The organism is Streptomyces sp. NRRL S-495 (assembly GCF_000966955.1).
Taxonomy (GTDB): domain Bacteria; phylum Actinomycetota; class Actinomycetes; order Streptomycetales; family Streptomycetaceae; genus Kitasatospora; species Kitasatospora purpeofusca.
The window spans coordinates 1-14,434 of sequence record NZ_JZWY01000659.1 but is presented as its reverse complement, the minus strand read 5'-3'; the positions used below and the strand labels follow the sequence as shown (position 1 = coordinate 14,434).

Below are 14,434 nucleotides of genomic sequence, written 5' to 3'. Positions count from 1 at the left end.
GGCACCGCCGCCGCCGCCGGCCCCGGCACCCGCCCCCGCTCCGCCGGCCCCGTCGCCGCTCGGCACACCCCCGCCGCGGCCACCAGCGCCGCTGCCGCCCGCGCCGCCGGCCGGCCCGGGACTGAGCCTCACGGCGCAGCCGAACCCCGGTTACGTGGGTGGTCGCGTGGTCCTCACCTACACCGTTCGCAACGGCCGCGAAGGGCTGGCCACCGGTCTGCGGCTCCGCGTGGGCCTGCCCGGGGGCGTGCCCCACGACGGGCCGCCGCCGGGCTGCGACCTGGCCTGGGTGTGCGCGCTGCCCGACCTCGCCCCGGGCGCCCGGACCGTCGTCCAGGTCGTCCTCAGCCCCGATCGGGCCCTGACCGGCCTGGTGACCGGCTCCCTGACCACCACCGGCACGGACGCCGACCCCGGCGACAACGAAGCCCGTCAGCAGCTGCGGATCCTCCAGCCGCGCATCGTCGCGGTCCCGCCGATCGGCAAGCCCGGCTTCGTCACCTCGGTGCGCGGTGAGGACTTCCCGCCCGGCGCGCCGGTGCGGTTCACCTGGCAGCCGGGCATCACGGCCGCGGCGGCACCGACCGTCCCCGGGCCGGACGGCCGGTTCATCGGCCAGTTGCTGATCCTCGCCAAGGATCGGACCGGCCCCCGGGTCATCACCGCGAGCGGCCCCGGCTTCTCCCCGGTGCGGACGGACTTCCTGGTGGTCAGCGGCACGGTCCAGCCGCCCAACGAGATGATCCGCCGATGATCCACGAGGTCGACGAGGGGCTGCGCCGACTGCTCGCGGAGTCCGGCCTGGACGCGTCGGGCGTCGACGTGGTGTTCGACGCGCCGACCCGCGACTGGGCGGCCCGCCGCAGCGCCCCGACGGTGTGCGTGTTCCTGTACGACGTCCGCGAGGACCACACCCGGCGCGCCAGCGGCGCGGGAGAGGTGTACGACGCGGACGGCTTCCTCGCCGCGCGCCGCGCCCCGGCCCGCTGGTTCGAGCTGACGTACCTCGTCACCGCGTGGGCGAGCCGGCCGCAGGACGAACACCGGCTGCTCTCCCAGGTGCTGAGGTGCCTGGTGTCCACCGACGCGCTGCCCCCGCGCCTGCTCACCGGCTCGCTCGCCGAACTCGGCCTCATCGTGGGCCTGGACGGCGGCGGCACCGGGCTCGACGCGCCCGCCGCCTCCGACGTGTGGTCGGCGCTGGGCGGCGAGCTGAAGCCCTCGCTGGGGCTGCGGGTGAGGGCGCCGCTGGCCGGGGCCACCACCGCCGTCGCCCCGCCGGTCACCGAGGGGCTGGTGGTCCGCGCCGCGGCCCGGACGACCGCACCGGACGCGGCCCGGAGCGCACCGGACGCGGCCCGGACCGCACCCGAGGAGCCGGGGGCCGCGCGGCGCCTGCGCTACACGGAGGCGGCCGAGCCCGGTCCGGAGGGCTTCGGCGGTCCCCGGGAGCGGGGACCGGCCCCCGCCCGCCGCCGACGCGGGGAGCGGCAGCCGTGACGCGGACCCTGGAACCCGCGGCCGCGACGACCGCCCCGGTCCCGGCTCCGGTCCCGTACCTGTGGACGCGGCTGCGGGTCGTCGAGGAGCGGGTGCGCGAGGCCGTCGCGGTCCGGCGCGCGCTCGATCCCGATCCGGACGATCCGTACCGCGGCCAGTTCCTCACCCCCGAGGCGGTCGCCCGCGTCCTGGACGAGGGACACCGGCCCGCTCCGCCCGCCCTGCCCGGTCCGGACGCGCCGCCGCCAGGATCGCCGCTGGCCGTGCTCGCCGCCCGCTTCGCCCTGGCGCCGCTGGACCTGGACCTGCTGCTGGTGGCCCTGGCCCCGGACCTCGACACTCGCTTCGAGCGGCTCTACGGCTACCTCAACGACGACCTGACCCGCCGCCGGCCCACCGTCGGGCTCGCCCTCGAACTGTGCGGGCACCGCGGGGTGGCGGCGGCCCGGTTCCGGCTGGCTCCCTCCGCGCCGCTCGTCGCGGGCGGTCTGCTGGAGGTCACCGAGCCCGAACGGCCGCCCCTGTCCCGGGTGCTGACCGTCCCGGACCGGGTCACCGCGCACCTGCTGGGCGACACCGCGCCCGACCCGCTGCTGACCGGCGTGCTCGGCCGTCCGGCGGCTGATCCGGCCGTCGACCCGGCCGAGCTGCGCCGGGCCGCCGCCGCGGCCGGGACCGGCACCGGCCATGTCCACCTGCGCAGCCGGGGCGGCGATCCCGAGGGGCTGGCCGTCGCCGCGCTGCGGGCGGGCGGGCTGCCGCCGCTGGCCCTGGACCCGGCGGCGCTGGCCCACGACCCCCGGGGCGTGCCGGGCGTCGCCCGGGCCGTCGCACGCGAGGCCCGGCTGCTGGGCGCGGGCGTCCTGCTGGGGCCGCTGGAGGAGTTGCCCGACCAGCCCGACGAGCGGGCCAGGATCCTTCGCACGTTGTGCGACGCCCTGCGCGGCCTCCCCTTCCTCACCCACGGGACCGGCGGCTGGGAACCCTCCTGGGCGGCCGACACCCCCGTCACCCTGACGGTGGCGGCCCCCGCCCCCGACCGGCAGGTCGCCCGCTGGCGGCACGCGCTGGAGCAGGCCGGGGAGCAGCACGGCACGGGGGGCGACGAAGGCGTCGGCGCTGGCCTCGGCGAGGACGGGGCCGAGGACGGGGCGGCCGAGGCGCTCGCCCGGTCCGTCGCCGCGCACCGCCTGGACGCCGGACAGCTGCGGAGGGCCGCCGGCACCGCGGTGCGCACGGCCGCGCTCGACGGCCGCCCGGTCTCCCCCGACGACCTGCGCACGGCCGTCCGGGCCCAGAACGGCGCGGGGCTCGCCCGCCTCGCCCGCCGGGTCGAACCCGCGGTGGGCTGGGACGACCTGGTGCTCCCCGCCCCCACCCACCGCAGCCTGCGGGAGCTCGCGGTGCGCGCCCGCCACCGCGAACAGGTGCTCGGGCAGTGGGGCATGCGGCCCGGCGGCGGGCGGGGGCGCGGGGTGATCGCGCTGTTCGCGGGTTCGTCCGGTACCGGCAAGACGATGTCGGCCGAGGTGGTGGCGGCCGACCTGGGCATGGACCTGTACGTGGTGGACCTCTCCACGGTGGTCGACAAGTACGTCGGTGAGACCGAGAAGAACCTGGAGCGGATCTTCACCGAGGCCTCCGCCGTCAACGCGGTGCTGCTGTTCGACGAGGCGGACGCGATCTTCGGCAAGCGTTCGGAGGTCAAGGACGCCCACGACCGGCACGCCAACATGGAGTCGGCGTACCTGCTCCAGCGGATGGAGTCCTTCGACGGCATCGCCGTCCTGACCACCAATCTGCGCGCCAACCTGGACGAGGCCTTCACCCGCCGCCTGGACGTGATCGCGGACTTCCCGGTACCCGACGCCGACCAGCGCCTCGCTCTGTGGGACCGCTGCCTGGGCGACCGGGTACCCCGGGGCGACGACCTCGACCTGCACTTCTGCGCGGACCGGTTCGACCTGGCCGGAGGCTCCATCCGGGCCTGCGCGGTCACCGCCGCGTACCTCGCCGCCGAGTCGGGCGGACCGCTGACGATGGCCCAGACAGTGACGGCGGTCGCGCAGGAGTACCGCAAGCTCGGCCGGCTGGTGCTGGAGGGCGAGTTCGGACCGTACGTGGCCCAGGTCACGCGGGTCTGAGCCGGGGCGGCCGGCGGTCGATCGCGGCAGGCCGTCGCGGCGGACCGGGGAGGGCCGGGGAGGGCCGGGGAGGGCAGCGCCGTTGCCCCCGGGCAGGTCCCCCGGTCCCTCCCGCCGGCGACGGCCCGCCGGAAAGGCTGGGGGCGGGGCGCGACGGCGCGCGACCGGGTCCGTCGACGGCGTTCCGCCGTCCGTCGTCCGCAGAACCTGGCCGGAGATCCACCGAAGACCGTCCACCGACGACCACCGTCCACCGAAGACCGGTGACACGAAGGAGCGAGCATGCCGACGTACCTCACCCCCGGGGTCTACGTGGAGGAGGTGCAGTCCGGTGCCCGCCCGATCGAAGGGGTCGGCACCGCCGTCGCCGCGTTCGTCGGGTTCACCCTGACCGGCCCGTTCCACGAGCCGACGCTCGTCACCAGCTGGGACCAGTACTCCCAGCGCTTCGGCGGGTTCACCGAGGACGCCTACCTGCCCCACGCGGTCTACGGGTACTTCGCCAACGGCGGCGGCGCCGCGTACGTCGTCCGGGTCGGCGGCTCCGACCGGGACAGCTCCGCGCCCGCCGCCGCGGTCCCCGAGCAGCGCGCGGCGGAACCCGTCGCGCTCGGCGGGTTCCTGCTCTCGGCCCGGCCGGGCGTCACCGGCGTCTCGGTGGAGATCGCCGACGCGGACGGCGAGAACCCGCCCGAGGACCGGTTCAGGCTGCTGGTACACCGCGACGGGGCGGTGGCCGAGACCTTCGAGGTGTCGGCCCGCCGGAACGTCAAGGGCTACCTCGTCACCCAGGCCCGCGGCTCGGCGCTGATCGAGGTCACCGAACAGCGCGGCACCGCCCAGGGCCGGCCCGCGAACCAGACCTCGGCCCTACCCGACGGCCCGCCCCGGCCGCCGGCCAGGGCGCGGCGGCCCGGCTCGACCCGGCCGAGTACGTCGGCGACGCGGCGACCCGCACCGGGCTCGGCGGCCTGGAGACCATCGACGAGATCACCATGGTCGCGGTGCCCGACCTGATGGGCTCCCACCAGCGCGGTGACATCGACGCCGAGGGCGTGCGCACCGTCCAGCTCGCCGTGATCTCGCACTGCGAGCAGATGGGCGACCGGGTCGCCGTCCTGGACGCCCCGCCCGGTCTCTCCGCGCAGCAGGTGCGGGCCTGGCGCAACGACGAGGCGGGCTACGACTCCCGCTACGCCACCCTCTACTACCCGTGGATCCGGGTCTTCGACCCGGCCGCCGGGCGCAACGCCACCGTCCCGCCGAGCGGCCACATCGCCGGCGTGTGGGCGCGCAGCGACGCCGAGCGCGGAGTGCACAAGGCCCCCGCCAACGAGGTGATCCGCGGCGCGGTCGACCTGGAACTGCGTCTGAGCAAGGGCGAGCAGGACCTGCTCAACCCGATCGGGGTGAACTGCGTCCGGGCCTTCCCCGGCCGGGGCATCCGGATCTGGGGCGCCCGCACCCTCTCCTCCGATCCGGCCTGGCGCTACCTGAACGTGCGCCGCCTCTTCAACTACCTGGAGGAGTCCATCCTCCTGGGCACCCAGTGGGTGGTCTTCGAGCCGAACGACGACCGGCTCTGGTCGAGCATCCGGCGCAACGCCACCGCGTTCCTCACCGAGGAGTGGCGGCGCGGCGCACTGTTCGGGCGGACGGCCGCGGAGGCGTTCTACGTCAAGTGCGACCGGGACAACAACCCGCAGGAGTCGATCGACCAGGGCCGCGTGATCTGCGAGATCGGCGTGGCACCGGTCAAGCCGGCCGAGTTCGTGGTGTTCCGGCTGGCGCAGTTCTCCGACAGCACCAGCCTCGTCGACGAGTGACCCGCAGGTCCGGCGGTCCCGGGACAGCCGGGACAGCCGGGACGAGCAGCAAGGAAAGGTGACAGACAGTCATGGCAGAGGGCGATGCTCTTTCCACCCATATCTTCGGCGTCCAGCTCGGCGGCTACCTGGTCGAGTCGATCCAGGAGATCAGCGGCCTGACCGTCGAGGAGGAGGTCGTCGAGGTCCGGCAGGTCAGCAAGGACGGCAAGCAGATCATCCGCAAGCAGCCCGGCGCCCGCCAGGCCGGCGAGGTCACGATCACCCGGGGACTCGACAAGAGCAGCGAGTTCACCCTGTGGATCAAGGAGACCCTGAACAACGGGGCCGTCGACACCGCTCGGCAGAACCTCACCATCGAGATCAAGGACTCCACGGGCGAGACCGTCCGGCGCATCCAGCTGATGAACGGCTGGGCCTCCAAGTGGGAGGGCCCCTCCCTCAAGGCCGGCGAGTCCGCCGCGGCCACCGAGTCCGTGACCATCGTGTTCGAGGAGATCATCGTCGAGTGACATCCTCCCCGCGCTGAAGCACGGGGATTCCGGCCGCGCCTGCGACACGGGGCTTGCGCCCGGTGCGGCCGGCGTTCCGGTGGGTTCCTGTTTCAACGGGCCGCGCCCGGCGTGGGATTGCCACGCCAGGTCCTACCGGCCCTCCGCAGGCGTTTAGCCTGTCCGCCCGCCCGGCGGCCAGGATGTTTCGAGCAGCATTGAGGTCACGATCGTGAGAGGTACCGCACGCACCGCACGTCCACGTGCGGATACTCAACGGTTTGGGTCCGTCCTGGACCCCGCAGGTGGAACACACCTGCGACGTGGGTGCGTACCGGCCGATGATGCCGACGTGCCGTCCGTAGCGGGCGGCTTTCTCCTCGAGCAGCCGTCGGAAGGTGGACCATCCGGCGTCGTGCACGGACTTGGCCAGGCGGGTTCCGGCCAGACCGCGCACGTTCAGGTCTTCCAGGTAGATCGCTTGGTTCTCGCGGATCAGCCCGGTCGTCCGCTTGTGCAGCCAGTCCAGGCGGGTATCGGCCACCCTGGCATGCGCCCTGGCGACCTTGCGCCGGGCCTTCGCCCGGTTCCTCGACCCGTTCGCCTTACGGGACAGCGCCCGCTGCGCGGCTTTGAGCTTCTTCTCCGCCTTCCGCAGGAAACGCGGGTTGTCGATCACCGTGCCGTCGGACATCACCGCGTAGGTGGTCAGCCCGAGGTCGATGCCCACCTCGGTATCCAGCTCGGCGAGATGGTCCGGCTCGATGTCCACCACGAACGAAGCGAAGTACCGGCCGGACGGGTCCAGCACGATCGTCACCGACGACGGATCGGCCGGCAGGGCCCTGGACCACTTGACCCGGACGTCGCCGATCCTGGCAAGATTCAGCTTGCCGTTGCCCCGGATGCGGAAGCCGTTGCGGGAAAACCGCAGCGACTGCCGGCTGTCCTTGCGCGACTTGAACCGCGGCAGGCTCACCGGGCGACCGGCCCGCTTCCCGGACAGGCTGTCGAAGAAGTTCCGGTAGGCCGTGTCCAGGTCACGGATGGACGACTGCAACGCGTCGACCGACACGGACCCCAGCCACGACCTGGCGTCCGTCTTCTTCGCATCGGTGATCACCGACTTGGCCAGAACACCGGTCGGGATCCTCGACCGGTCCGTCTTCCACGCCGCCTTACGCATGGTGAGCGCATCGTTGTACACCACCCGCGCGCACCCGAACGTACGCGCCAGCGACTGCCGCTGACCCACCGTCGGATACATGCGATACGAGTACCTGAGATGCACGAGATCAACCTACCGACAGGCACTGACAATGGCCTGCGACTACCCGCATGGCGGTCCGCCTCGACGGCGAAACGCCGCTCCCTGACCTGCTCCGCAGGCGGTCCGTTTCCTCCCCCGGCCAAAGCCGGGGGTATCCACGGAGGTCCCCGATGAGGCGACGTACGGTGACGGCGGGCAGCCTGGAGGAGATCCTCCAGGCCACGGCGCCCGCCCCGGCCCCGGCACCGCCGACGGCACCCTCCGCCGGCGCTCCGGCGCGGCGCGAGGAGCACGCGCTGCGCACCGAGTTCGAGTTCGAACTGCCGCGCGGGTACGTGGACGAGGCGGGCACCCTGCACCGGCACGGCTCGATGCGCCTGGCCACCGCCCGCGACGAGCTCCGGCCCCAGATCGACCTGCGGGTCAAGGAGAACCCGGCGTACCTGAGCGTGGTGCTGCTCAGCCAGGTCATCACCCGGCTCGGCACCGTCACCGATGTGCACGCCGGGGTCGTGGAGCGGATGTACGCGACCGACGTCGCGTTCCTCCAGGACTTCTACCGGCGCGTCAACAGCGAGGGCCACACCCGCGCGGCGGTCACCTGCCCGCACTGCGAGGGCGGCTTCGAGGTCGACCTCTCCGGTGGGCGCCTGGGGGAATCGTGACGTACGCGCTCCCCCGGCTCAGGGAGGAGATCGCGTACATCGCCTACCACTTCCACTGGCAACGCGACGAGATCCTCGACCTGACCCATGCCGAGCGCCGGCAGTGGGTCACCGAGATCGCTCAGATCAACTCCCGTATGAACGAAGGCGGTTGAGCAAATGGCGTGGCGGGACAGGGTGCGCCGGCGGGGCGCCGTGCCGGACGCCGCGTCCTCGGACGGTGCGGGCACGGCCGCGGGTGCGGGCGCGGCGGGGGCGGTCCAGGCGGCCGCCGCCGGCCCGGGCCCGGGCGTGCCCGCGGACTGGGACGGCGGATGGCGCCGCACCGCGCCGGCCCTCCTGACCGTGTCCCGGGCGCCGATGAGCGTCAGTGACGGACTCTCGTTCCGGGACGGGCTGGCCGCCTGGCGCGATCCGTCCTTCGACACCGGCCTCGCCCACGCCCTGCTGCCGACCGCCCCGACCGGCCTCGTCCGCGGCATCGCCCGCCCCGCCCTCGCGCACCCCACCCACACCGGCGGCGGCCCGCTGCTGCTCAGGGCGCTGCGCCCGTCCGACGCGGACGCCGTGCCGGGGGCGGACGCCGCTCCGGAGGTGGGGGCGGGGGCGCCGCAGCAGGAGGCGCCTCGCGCACCGGGTGCGCAGGCCACCGGGCGGCCACGGCCGGGTGGGTCGGGTGCGCGTGGGTCGGGTTCGCGTGCTTCGGCGAAGGGCGCTCCGGTGTCCGCACAGGCCGCGCCCGCCGTCAGCACCGGCGCCGGCGCCGGCGCCGGACGCTCGCGGGCCGACGAGGCCGGTGCACCCGGCACCCGTGGCCGCCCGCCCGCGCGGTCCGCGGCGGTGCTCGGTCCGGACGCGCTCGGTCCGGACACGCTCGGCACCGACGCCGCTCCCGTCGTCCAGCGAGCCGAAGCGACCGCCGCAGCCCCGGCCGGGACCGGGACCGGCCGTACGTCGGCGCCCGCACGACTCCCGCTGGTCCGCCGCATCGCGGTGGTCCCCGGCGCCCCGGGGGCGGCCCCCGCTGGCCGCCCCGTGCAGCGGACCGCCACCGGAGCCGGGTCCCTGCCCGCCTCCACCGGCCGCCGATCCGACCGGGAGGCACCCGCCGCCACCGGCACCCGTCCCGGCCACTCTGGCGAAGGGGCGTCGGCGGACCGCACCGAAGCGACACCCGCCGTGGTCCGGACACGCCCTGTCGGCCGGTCACTGACCGTCGCCCGGGTACCCGCCGCACCCAGGCGCCGGGTGCCCGCCGTGCGCCCTAGCGTCCCCCCGGCACAGACCGGCGGACCTTCCCCCGACGCACCCGTCCAGCGGGCGGCCGACCACGCGCCTCCTCTCGGCACCCCGCCGACCGAAGTCGCGGCGCCCGCCACATCCTCGGACGTGGCTAGCCCCGGCCCCGCTCCGGCACCGGCACCGGCACCGGCACCGGCCATGCCTGTCGTCCAGCGGCAGGCGGAGACCGTCCTCGACCGGCCCGGCACTCCGGCTCGGGGCGCGGACGCGGCTCCCGTGCAGCGTGCGGCCGACCGTCCTGCCCCGGGCGCTTCGGCGTCCGAACTCCCATCCTCCAGTGGGACCTTGGCGTCGGGGGCTGCCGCCCCCGCGCCAACCGCGCCCACGCTCCGGCACCGGGCGGAGGCCGCAGCCGACACACCTGTGCAACGCGCGGCCGACCACCCCACCCTCGGCGCACCCTCGCCCGAACTCCCCACCACGACAGCGCCCCTGGGGCCGGATCCCGCTACCCCCGCACCACCCATGCCGATCGTCCAGCGGACGACGGAGGCCGCGACCGACACGCCCGTGCAACGCGCGGCCGACCACCCCACCCTCGGCACAGCCTCACCCGAACTCCCCACCACGACAGAGCCCTTGGGAGCAGATCCCGCGCCGCCTCCCGCACCGGGCATGCCGATCGTCCAGCGCCCGACGGAGACCACAACCGCCGCACCGGTGCAACGCGCGGTCCGCCGACCCACTCTCGGTCCGCCACTGGCCGAACTCCCCACCACCGCAGCACCTTTGGGTGACAACGCGACCGTCCGGGCGCGGACCGGCGATTCCCCTTCCGCAGCCGCGCCCCCGGCGCCGGCCCTGCCGGTCGTGCAGCGGCAGGGGGAGGCTCCGGCTGCCGAGGGCGGCCCCGGGCGGACCGCGCGACGTCCGCGCGCCGGGTTGGGGGCCCCGCTGCCCGCGATGCCACCGACCGCCAACCGTCCCGCGGCCCCGTCCACCGTCCAGCGCATGCCCGTGCCCGTGTCCGTGCCAGGAGCGGGACAGCACCCCGCATCACCGGCTCCCGCATCACCGGCTCCCACGCCACCGACCACCGCTTCCCCGACCACCGCGTCCCGGCACGGCGGTCGCGCCGGATTGCCCGCGCCACCCGCAGGGGCCCGGACGAGCGGGCCCGTCCCGCTCGTTCTCGCCGGTCGGGCCGGGACCCCGGGCCGGGCGCCGGCCGCTCCGCACCGCAGTATCCAGTTGCTCGCGGCGCGGCCCCTGGCCGTTGGCAGCGGCCGGGACATGGGGAGCGCGACGGCCCCCGTCACTGCCGCCCGTGCGGTGAGCCACCCCGTGGTCGCGGCACGCTGGGCCGCCCCGCCCTCAACCGCCCCGCACGCCACCGCCGCGCCCTCCACCGTCGCGCCGCAGCACGTGCAGCGAGCGCCCGGCTCCCCCGGCCCGCACCCGGCGTCCGCGTCCGGCCCCGGTCTCCCGTCCGAACCCGTTCGCCCGTCCGACCGCCTTCGTGGACCCGAAGCCCTCCGTACCTCCGGCCCCGGGCGCCCGTCCGGCCCGCTGCCCGTGACCACCTCGCACGCACCACCACTGGTGGTCCGGCCTTCCCCGGCCGAATCCTCGGCGCGGCCCGTGCCCGTGGTGCCGCTGCTGCGGTCCAGGACGCCGGACCCCGGCGGCACGCCGGGAGTCCCCCCGGCGGCGCCCCCGCCCCCGCTCCCCGTGCAACGCGACACCGGCAGCGTCCGCGGCACCGTCCCGACCACCGCCCACCGCCCAGCACACGACCGCCCAGCGCACCACCACCCCGGCCACCGCCACCACGACCGCCCCGCGCACCACCGTTCCGGACCAGCGGGTCACCGCCTCCGACCGAACCGGCGGAAGTCCGCGGGACGCCGGACCACAGGGCGGCGATCTCGACCTGGACGACCTGGCACGCCGCCTGCTCGACCCGGTCGCCCGCCTGCTGCGCGCCGAGCTGCGGCGCGGCCGGGACCGCGCGGGCAGGACCTTCGACGGCCGGCGCTGAGCACCCGCACGAACGAGAAACGGACGACGGACGATGACGGACAACATCTTCGCGACCAGCGTGTTCTTCCGGCTGGCGATCGGCGGCAACGACCTGGGCGCCTTCCACACCTGCTCCGGCATGGGCGCCGAGGTCGAGATGGAGAGCTACGCCGAGGGCGGCAACAACGGCTTCACCTGGCAGCTCCCGGGTCGCGTGACCTGGTCGAACATCACCTTCACCCGGCCGGTCACCGCCGACACGGCGAAGATCGGCCGCTGGCTGGACGAGACGCTGCGGCGGGTCGAACCGAAGGACGGCGAGATCGTGGCCCTGCGGCCCGACCTGAGCCGGATCATCAGCTGGCAGGTCTTCGGGATCGTCCCGGTCCGCTGGCAGGGTCCGTCCTTCGACCCCGCCAACTCCGCGGCCGCGGTGGAGACCCTGGAGATCGCCCACGCGGGACTGGTCCCCGCCTGACCGCCCCACCAGCGCCCCGTCCCACCAGCACCCGCCCCACCACCGCCCCGCCCCACCAGCGCCCCCGTCCGACGACCGCCGCACTCCCGCTCCGGAAGGAAGCCACGCCATGGCCTTCTCGGCACGCGCCAGCCGCGCCAGGGCCCAGCTCACCCTGAAAGAGCCCCCGGCCTCGGTCGGGGCCAAGCCCGGCGGGACGATCGCCCGGCTCGACCTCCAGTTCAACCCCTCGAACCTGCAACTGGGCAAGACCACCGAGTGGCGACGGTCCCCGTCCCGGATGGCGGGGCAGTCGGCGCTGCCCGAGTTCGTGGGCAGCGGCCCGCGCACCCTGAGCCTGGAGGTCTTCCTGGACGCCACCGCCACCCACGACGACTCGGTGGAGCAGGCGGTCGAGAAGCTGATGAAGGCGTGCGTGCCGACCCCGGCCAGCCTCGGCCGCAAGAAGCCGGCGAGCCCCTGGGTGCGCTTCGAGTGGGGCAGCGCGCGGACCACCTCGTTCGACGGGGTGCTGTCGAACCTGTCGGTCTCGTACACGCTCTTCGACGTGGACGGCACGCCGTTGCGGGCGACCTGCTCGCTGTCCATCGAGGAGGCGAGCGTCGAACCGCCCGGCCAGAACCCGACGTCGGGTGCGCGCACCGCGCGCAGCACGCACACCCTGGTGGCAGGCGACAGCCTGGCGATGCTGGCCTGGCGCGAGTACGGAGACGCGACGGCCTGGCGGGTCATCGCGGAGGCGAACGGCATCGACGACCCGATGGCGCTCGCCCCGGGCACCGAGTTGGTGGTGCCGGCCCTGCGGGACGACGACCACGCCCGGGTGACCGGCGACGGGCACGCCTTCGACAACGGACCCGACAGCGGACCCGACAACGGCCTTGACAACGAGCTCGACAACGAACGAAGCAGCGGCAGCGGCGAGGGGGAACGGTGAGCGGGTTCGATTCCGGGGGCAGGTCCTTCGCGGCCGACCCGATCGTGGAGGCCCCCGGCGAGCTGCCGCAGATCTGGGCGGCACAGCTGGTCAGCTGCGTGGTCGACGAGAACGTGAGCCTGCCGGACGCCGCCGTGCTCACCTACCGCGACCCCGACCACGAGTTCCTGCGTTCCACCGGCATCACCATCGGCTCCCCGCTGCGCGTGTCGGTGACGACCGCGAAGGGGCAGGCACGGGAGCGGCTGTTCAACGGGGAGGTCACGGCCCTGGAGATCGACCGGGACGGCACCGGGTCGTTCACCGTCGTCCGCGCCTACTCCAAGGCCCACCGGCTCCAGCGCGGCCGCAAGGTCGTCGCGTACCGGAACATGACGGCCGCGGACATCGTCCGCAAGGTGGCCGCGGGCGCCGGCCTGGCCGTCGGGAGGGTGGAGGCCGCGCCGGTGACGTACCGGCAGCTGTCCCAGGCGAACGTCTCCGACTGGGAGTTCCTGCAGTTCCTCGCGGGCGAGAGCGGTGCGCAGGTGCGCGTCGACGACAAGGGGCTGCTCCAGTTCACCAGGCCCGCGAAGGCGTCCGGGGCGCCCTCCCCCTCGACCTCGGCCGCGCTCGACCCGATGGTCCTGGAGTACGGGCGCAACCTGCTGGCGCTGCGGGCCGCGCTGTCGGCCTCCGACGGCGCCTCGAAGGTGCAGGTGCGCGGCTGGGACGTCGCCACGAAGCGGCCGTTGGTCGCCGAGCAGCCGTCCGTGGTCAGCGAGACCGTGGTGCCGGGGCTCGCTCCCGGGTCGGCCGCCCGGTTCGGGAGGTCGGCCGTGGCCGTCACCGACACCCCCTACCGGACGCAGGCGGAGACGGCGGCGGTCGCCCGCGCGGCGGCGGCCCGGGTGAGCGCCGGCTTCGGCGACCTGGAGGCGGTGGCCGAGGGCAATCCGCTGCTGCGGGCGGGCAGACCGGTGGCGCTGGGCAACGTGGGACCGGCGTTCTCCGGCCGCTACACGGCAACGGCCGTGCAGCACGTGCTGGAGCCGCACGGCGGCTACCGCACCACCGTGTGGGTCGGCGCCGGCCCGGACCGCTCCCTGCCCGGTCTGATGACCGGCGCCGACGCTCCGGGGCGCGGCCCGCGCATCCCCGGTCTGGCGATCGGCGTGGTGACGGACGTGCGCGAGCCGAACGGCTCCGAACGCGGCGCGGTGCGCCTGACGTTCCCCTGGCTGGACGACACGTACGTCACCGACTGGGTGCGCACCGTCCAGTGGGGCGGCAAGGGCGGTGGCGGGGTGGTGAGCCCCGAGGTCAACGACGAGGTGCTGGTCGGGTTCGAGCAGGGCCTGCTGGACAGTCCGTACGTGATCGGCGGGCTCTACAACGGGGTGGACCAGCCCTCGCCGCACGAGGTGCCGCTGGTCGACCGGACCAGCGGCAAGGTCAACCGCCGTTCGGTGGCCTCGCGTTCGGGTCACCGCGTGGAGCTGCTGGACGCGCCGGCGCCGGGCCCCTCCGGGCTGCGGCTGGTGACCGGGGACGAACGGCTGGAGGTCCGGCTGGACGACCGCCGGGACCGGATCGAGCTCACCGTGTACGCGGGACGGAACCGTCCGCTGACCTCCGTCCTGCTGGACCGGGACGGCATCACCCTCGACGCCCGGCAGGGCACCGTGAAGGTGACCGGCCGGCAGGTGGACATCGACGGCACGGCCGGGGTCAGCATCGGCGGCCGGTCGGTCCGGGTGTCCGGGACGGCGGAGGTCTCCGTCGACGGCGGCCTGCTCGCCGTCCTCAAGGCCCGGCTCATCCGGATCAACTGACCCCGTGTGAGCGTCCCCCGCTCCCCCGCCCCTTCCCCCTCCCCC

The 14,434-nt window shown here is 75.0% G+C and carries 9 protein-coding genes and 2 pseudogenes; 10 read left to right on the top strand and 1 reads right to left on the bottom strand.

What is annotated here, in order from left to right; translation table 11 throughout:
- The 5 genes and pseudogenes from VR45_RS30185 to VR45_RS30165 all read left to right on the top strand — a co-directional run.
- Positions 1-754 (top strand): annotated as a pseudogene (locus VR45_RS30185) (DUF11 domain-containing protein); the annotation flags it as partial.
- The gene (locus VR45_RS30180) at positions 751-1,500 is read left to right on the top strand and encodes a DUF4255 domain-containing protein (RefSeq protein ID WP_045943041.1); all 750 of its coding nucleotides are present in this window, start codon (positions 751-753) and stop codon (positions 1,498-1,500) included. The pseudogene VR45_RS30185 and the gene VR45_RS30180, both read left to right, overlap by 4 nt.
- An 8-nt stretch (positions 1,501-1,508) precedes the next feature.
- Complete coding sequence (locus VR45_RS30175; protein ID WP_045943044.1) at positions 1,509-3,644, top strand: ATP-binding protein; 2,136 nt, start codon at positions 1,509-1,511, stop codon at positions 3,642-3,644.
- 282 nt (positions 3,645-3,926) lie between these two features.
- Positions 3,927-5,470, top strand: a pseudogene (locus VR45_RS30170) (phage tail sheath family protein).
- Positions 5,471-5,541: 71 nt separating this feature from the next.
- Positions 5,542-5,982 (top strand): phage tail protein, encoded by a 441-nt coding sequence (locus tag VR45_RS30165; protein ID WP_045943040.1) that lies wholly within the window; start codon positions 5,542-5,544, stop codon positions 5,980-5,982.
- Here the strand turns inward: VR45_RS30165 and VR45_RS30160 are convergent.
- Positions 5,969-7,252 (bottom strand): RNA-guided endonuclease TnpB family protein, encoded by a 1,284-nt coding sequence (locus VR45_RS30160; protein ID WP_045943039.1) that lies wholly within the window; start codon positions 7,250-7,252, stop codon positions 5,969-5,971. The genes VR45_RS30165 and VR45_RS30160 overlap by 14 nt on opposite strands.
- Positions 7,253-7,401: 149 nt before the next feature.
- Here VR45_RS30160 and VR45_RS30155 point away from each other — a divergent pair, with 149 nt between their 5' ends.
- The 5 genes from VR45_RS30155 (at position 7,402) to VR45_RS30140 (ending at position 14,389) form a co-directional block, all read left to right on the top strand.
- Complete coding sequence (locus tag VR45_RS30155; RefSeq protein ID WP_045943038.1) at positions 7,402-7,896, top strand: zinc-ribbon domain-containing protein; 495 nt, start codon at positions 7,402-7,404, stop codon at positions 7,894-7,896.
- A complete protein-coding gene (locus tag VR45_RS48045) occupies positions 7,893-8,051 on the top strand; it encodes a DUF6760 family protein (RefSeq protein WP_167349762.1) in 159 nt (52 codons plus the stop codon). The genes VR45_RS30155 and VR45_RS48045 overlap by 4 nt, the downstream gene beginning before the upstream one ends.
- A 3,161-nt stretch (positions 8,052-11,212) precedes the next feature.
- Positions 11,213-11,638 carry a phage tail protein gene (locus tag VR45_RS30150; RefSeq protein WP_045943037.1) on the top strand — a complete coding sequence of 142 codons (426 nt, stop codon included), beginning with the start codon at positions 11,213-11,215 and terminating at the stop codon, positions 11,636-11,638.
- A 109-nt stretch (positions 11,639-11,747) separates the two neighbouring features.
- The gene (locus tag VR45_RS30145; RefSeq protein ID WP_234326311.1) at positions 11,748-12,575 is read left to right on the top strand and encodes a LysM peptidoglycan-binding domain-containing protein; all 828 of its coding nucleotides are present in this window, start codon (positions 11,748-11,750) and stop codon (positions 12,573-12,575) included.
- Positions 12,572-14,389, top strand: coding sequence for a VgrG-related protein (locus tag VR45_RS30140; protein ID WP_045943036.1), 1,818 nt, complete (start codon positions 12,572-12,574; stop codon positions 14,387-14,389). The genes VR45_RS30145 and VR45_RS30140 overlap by 4 nt, the downstream gene beginning before the upstream one ends.
- Positions 14,390-14,434 lie beyond the last annotated feature (45 nt).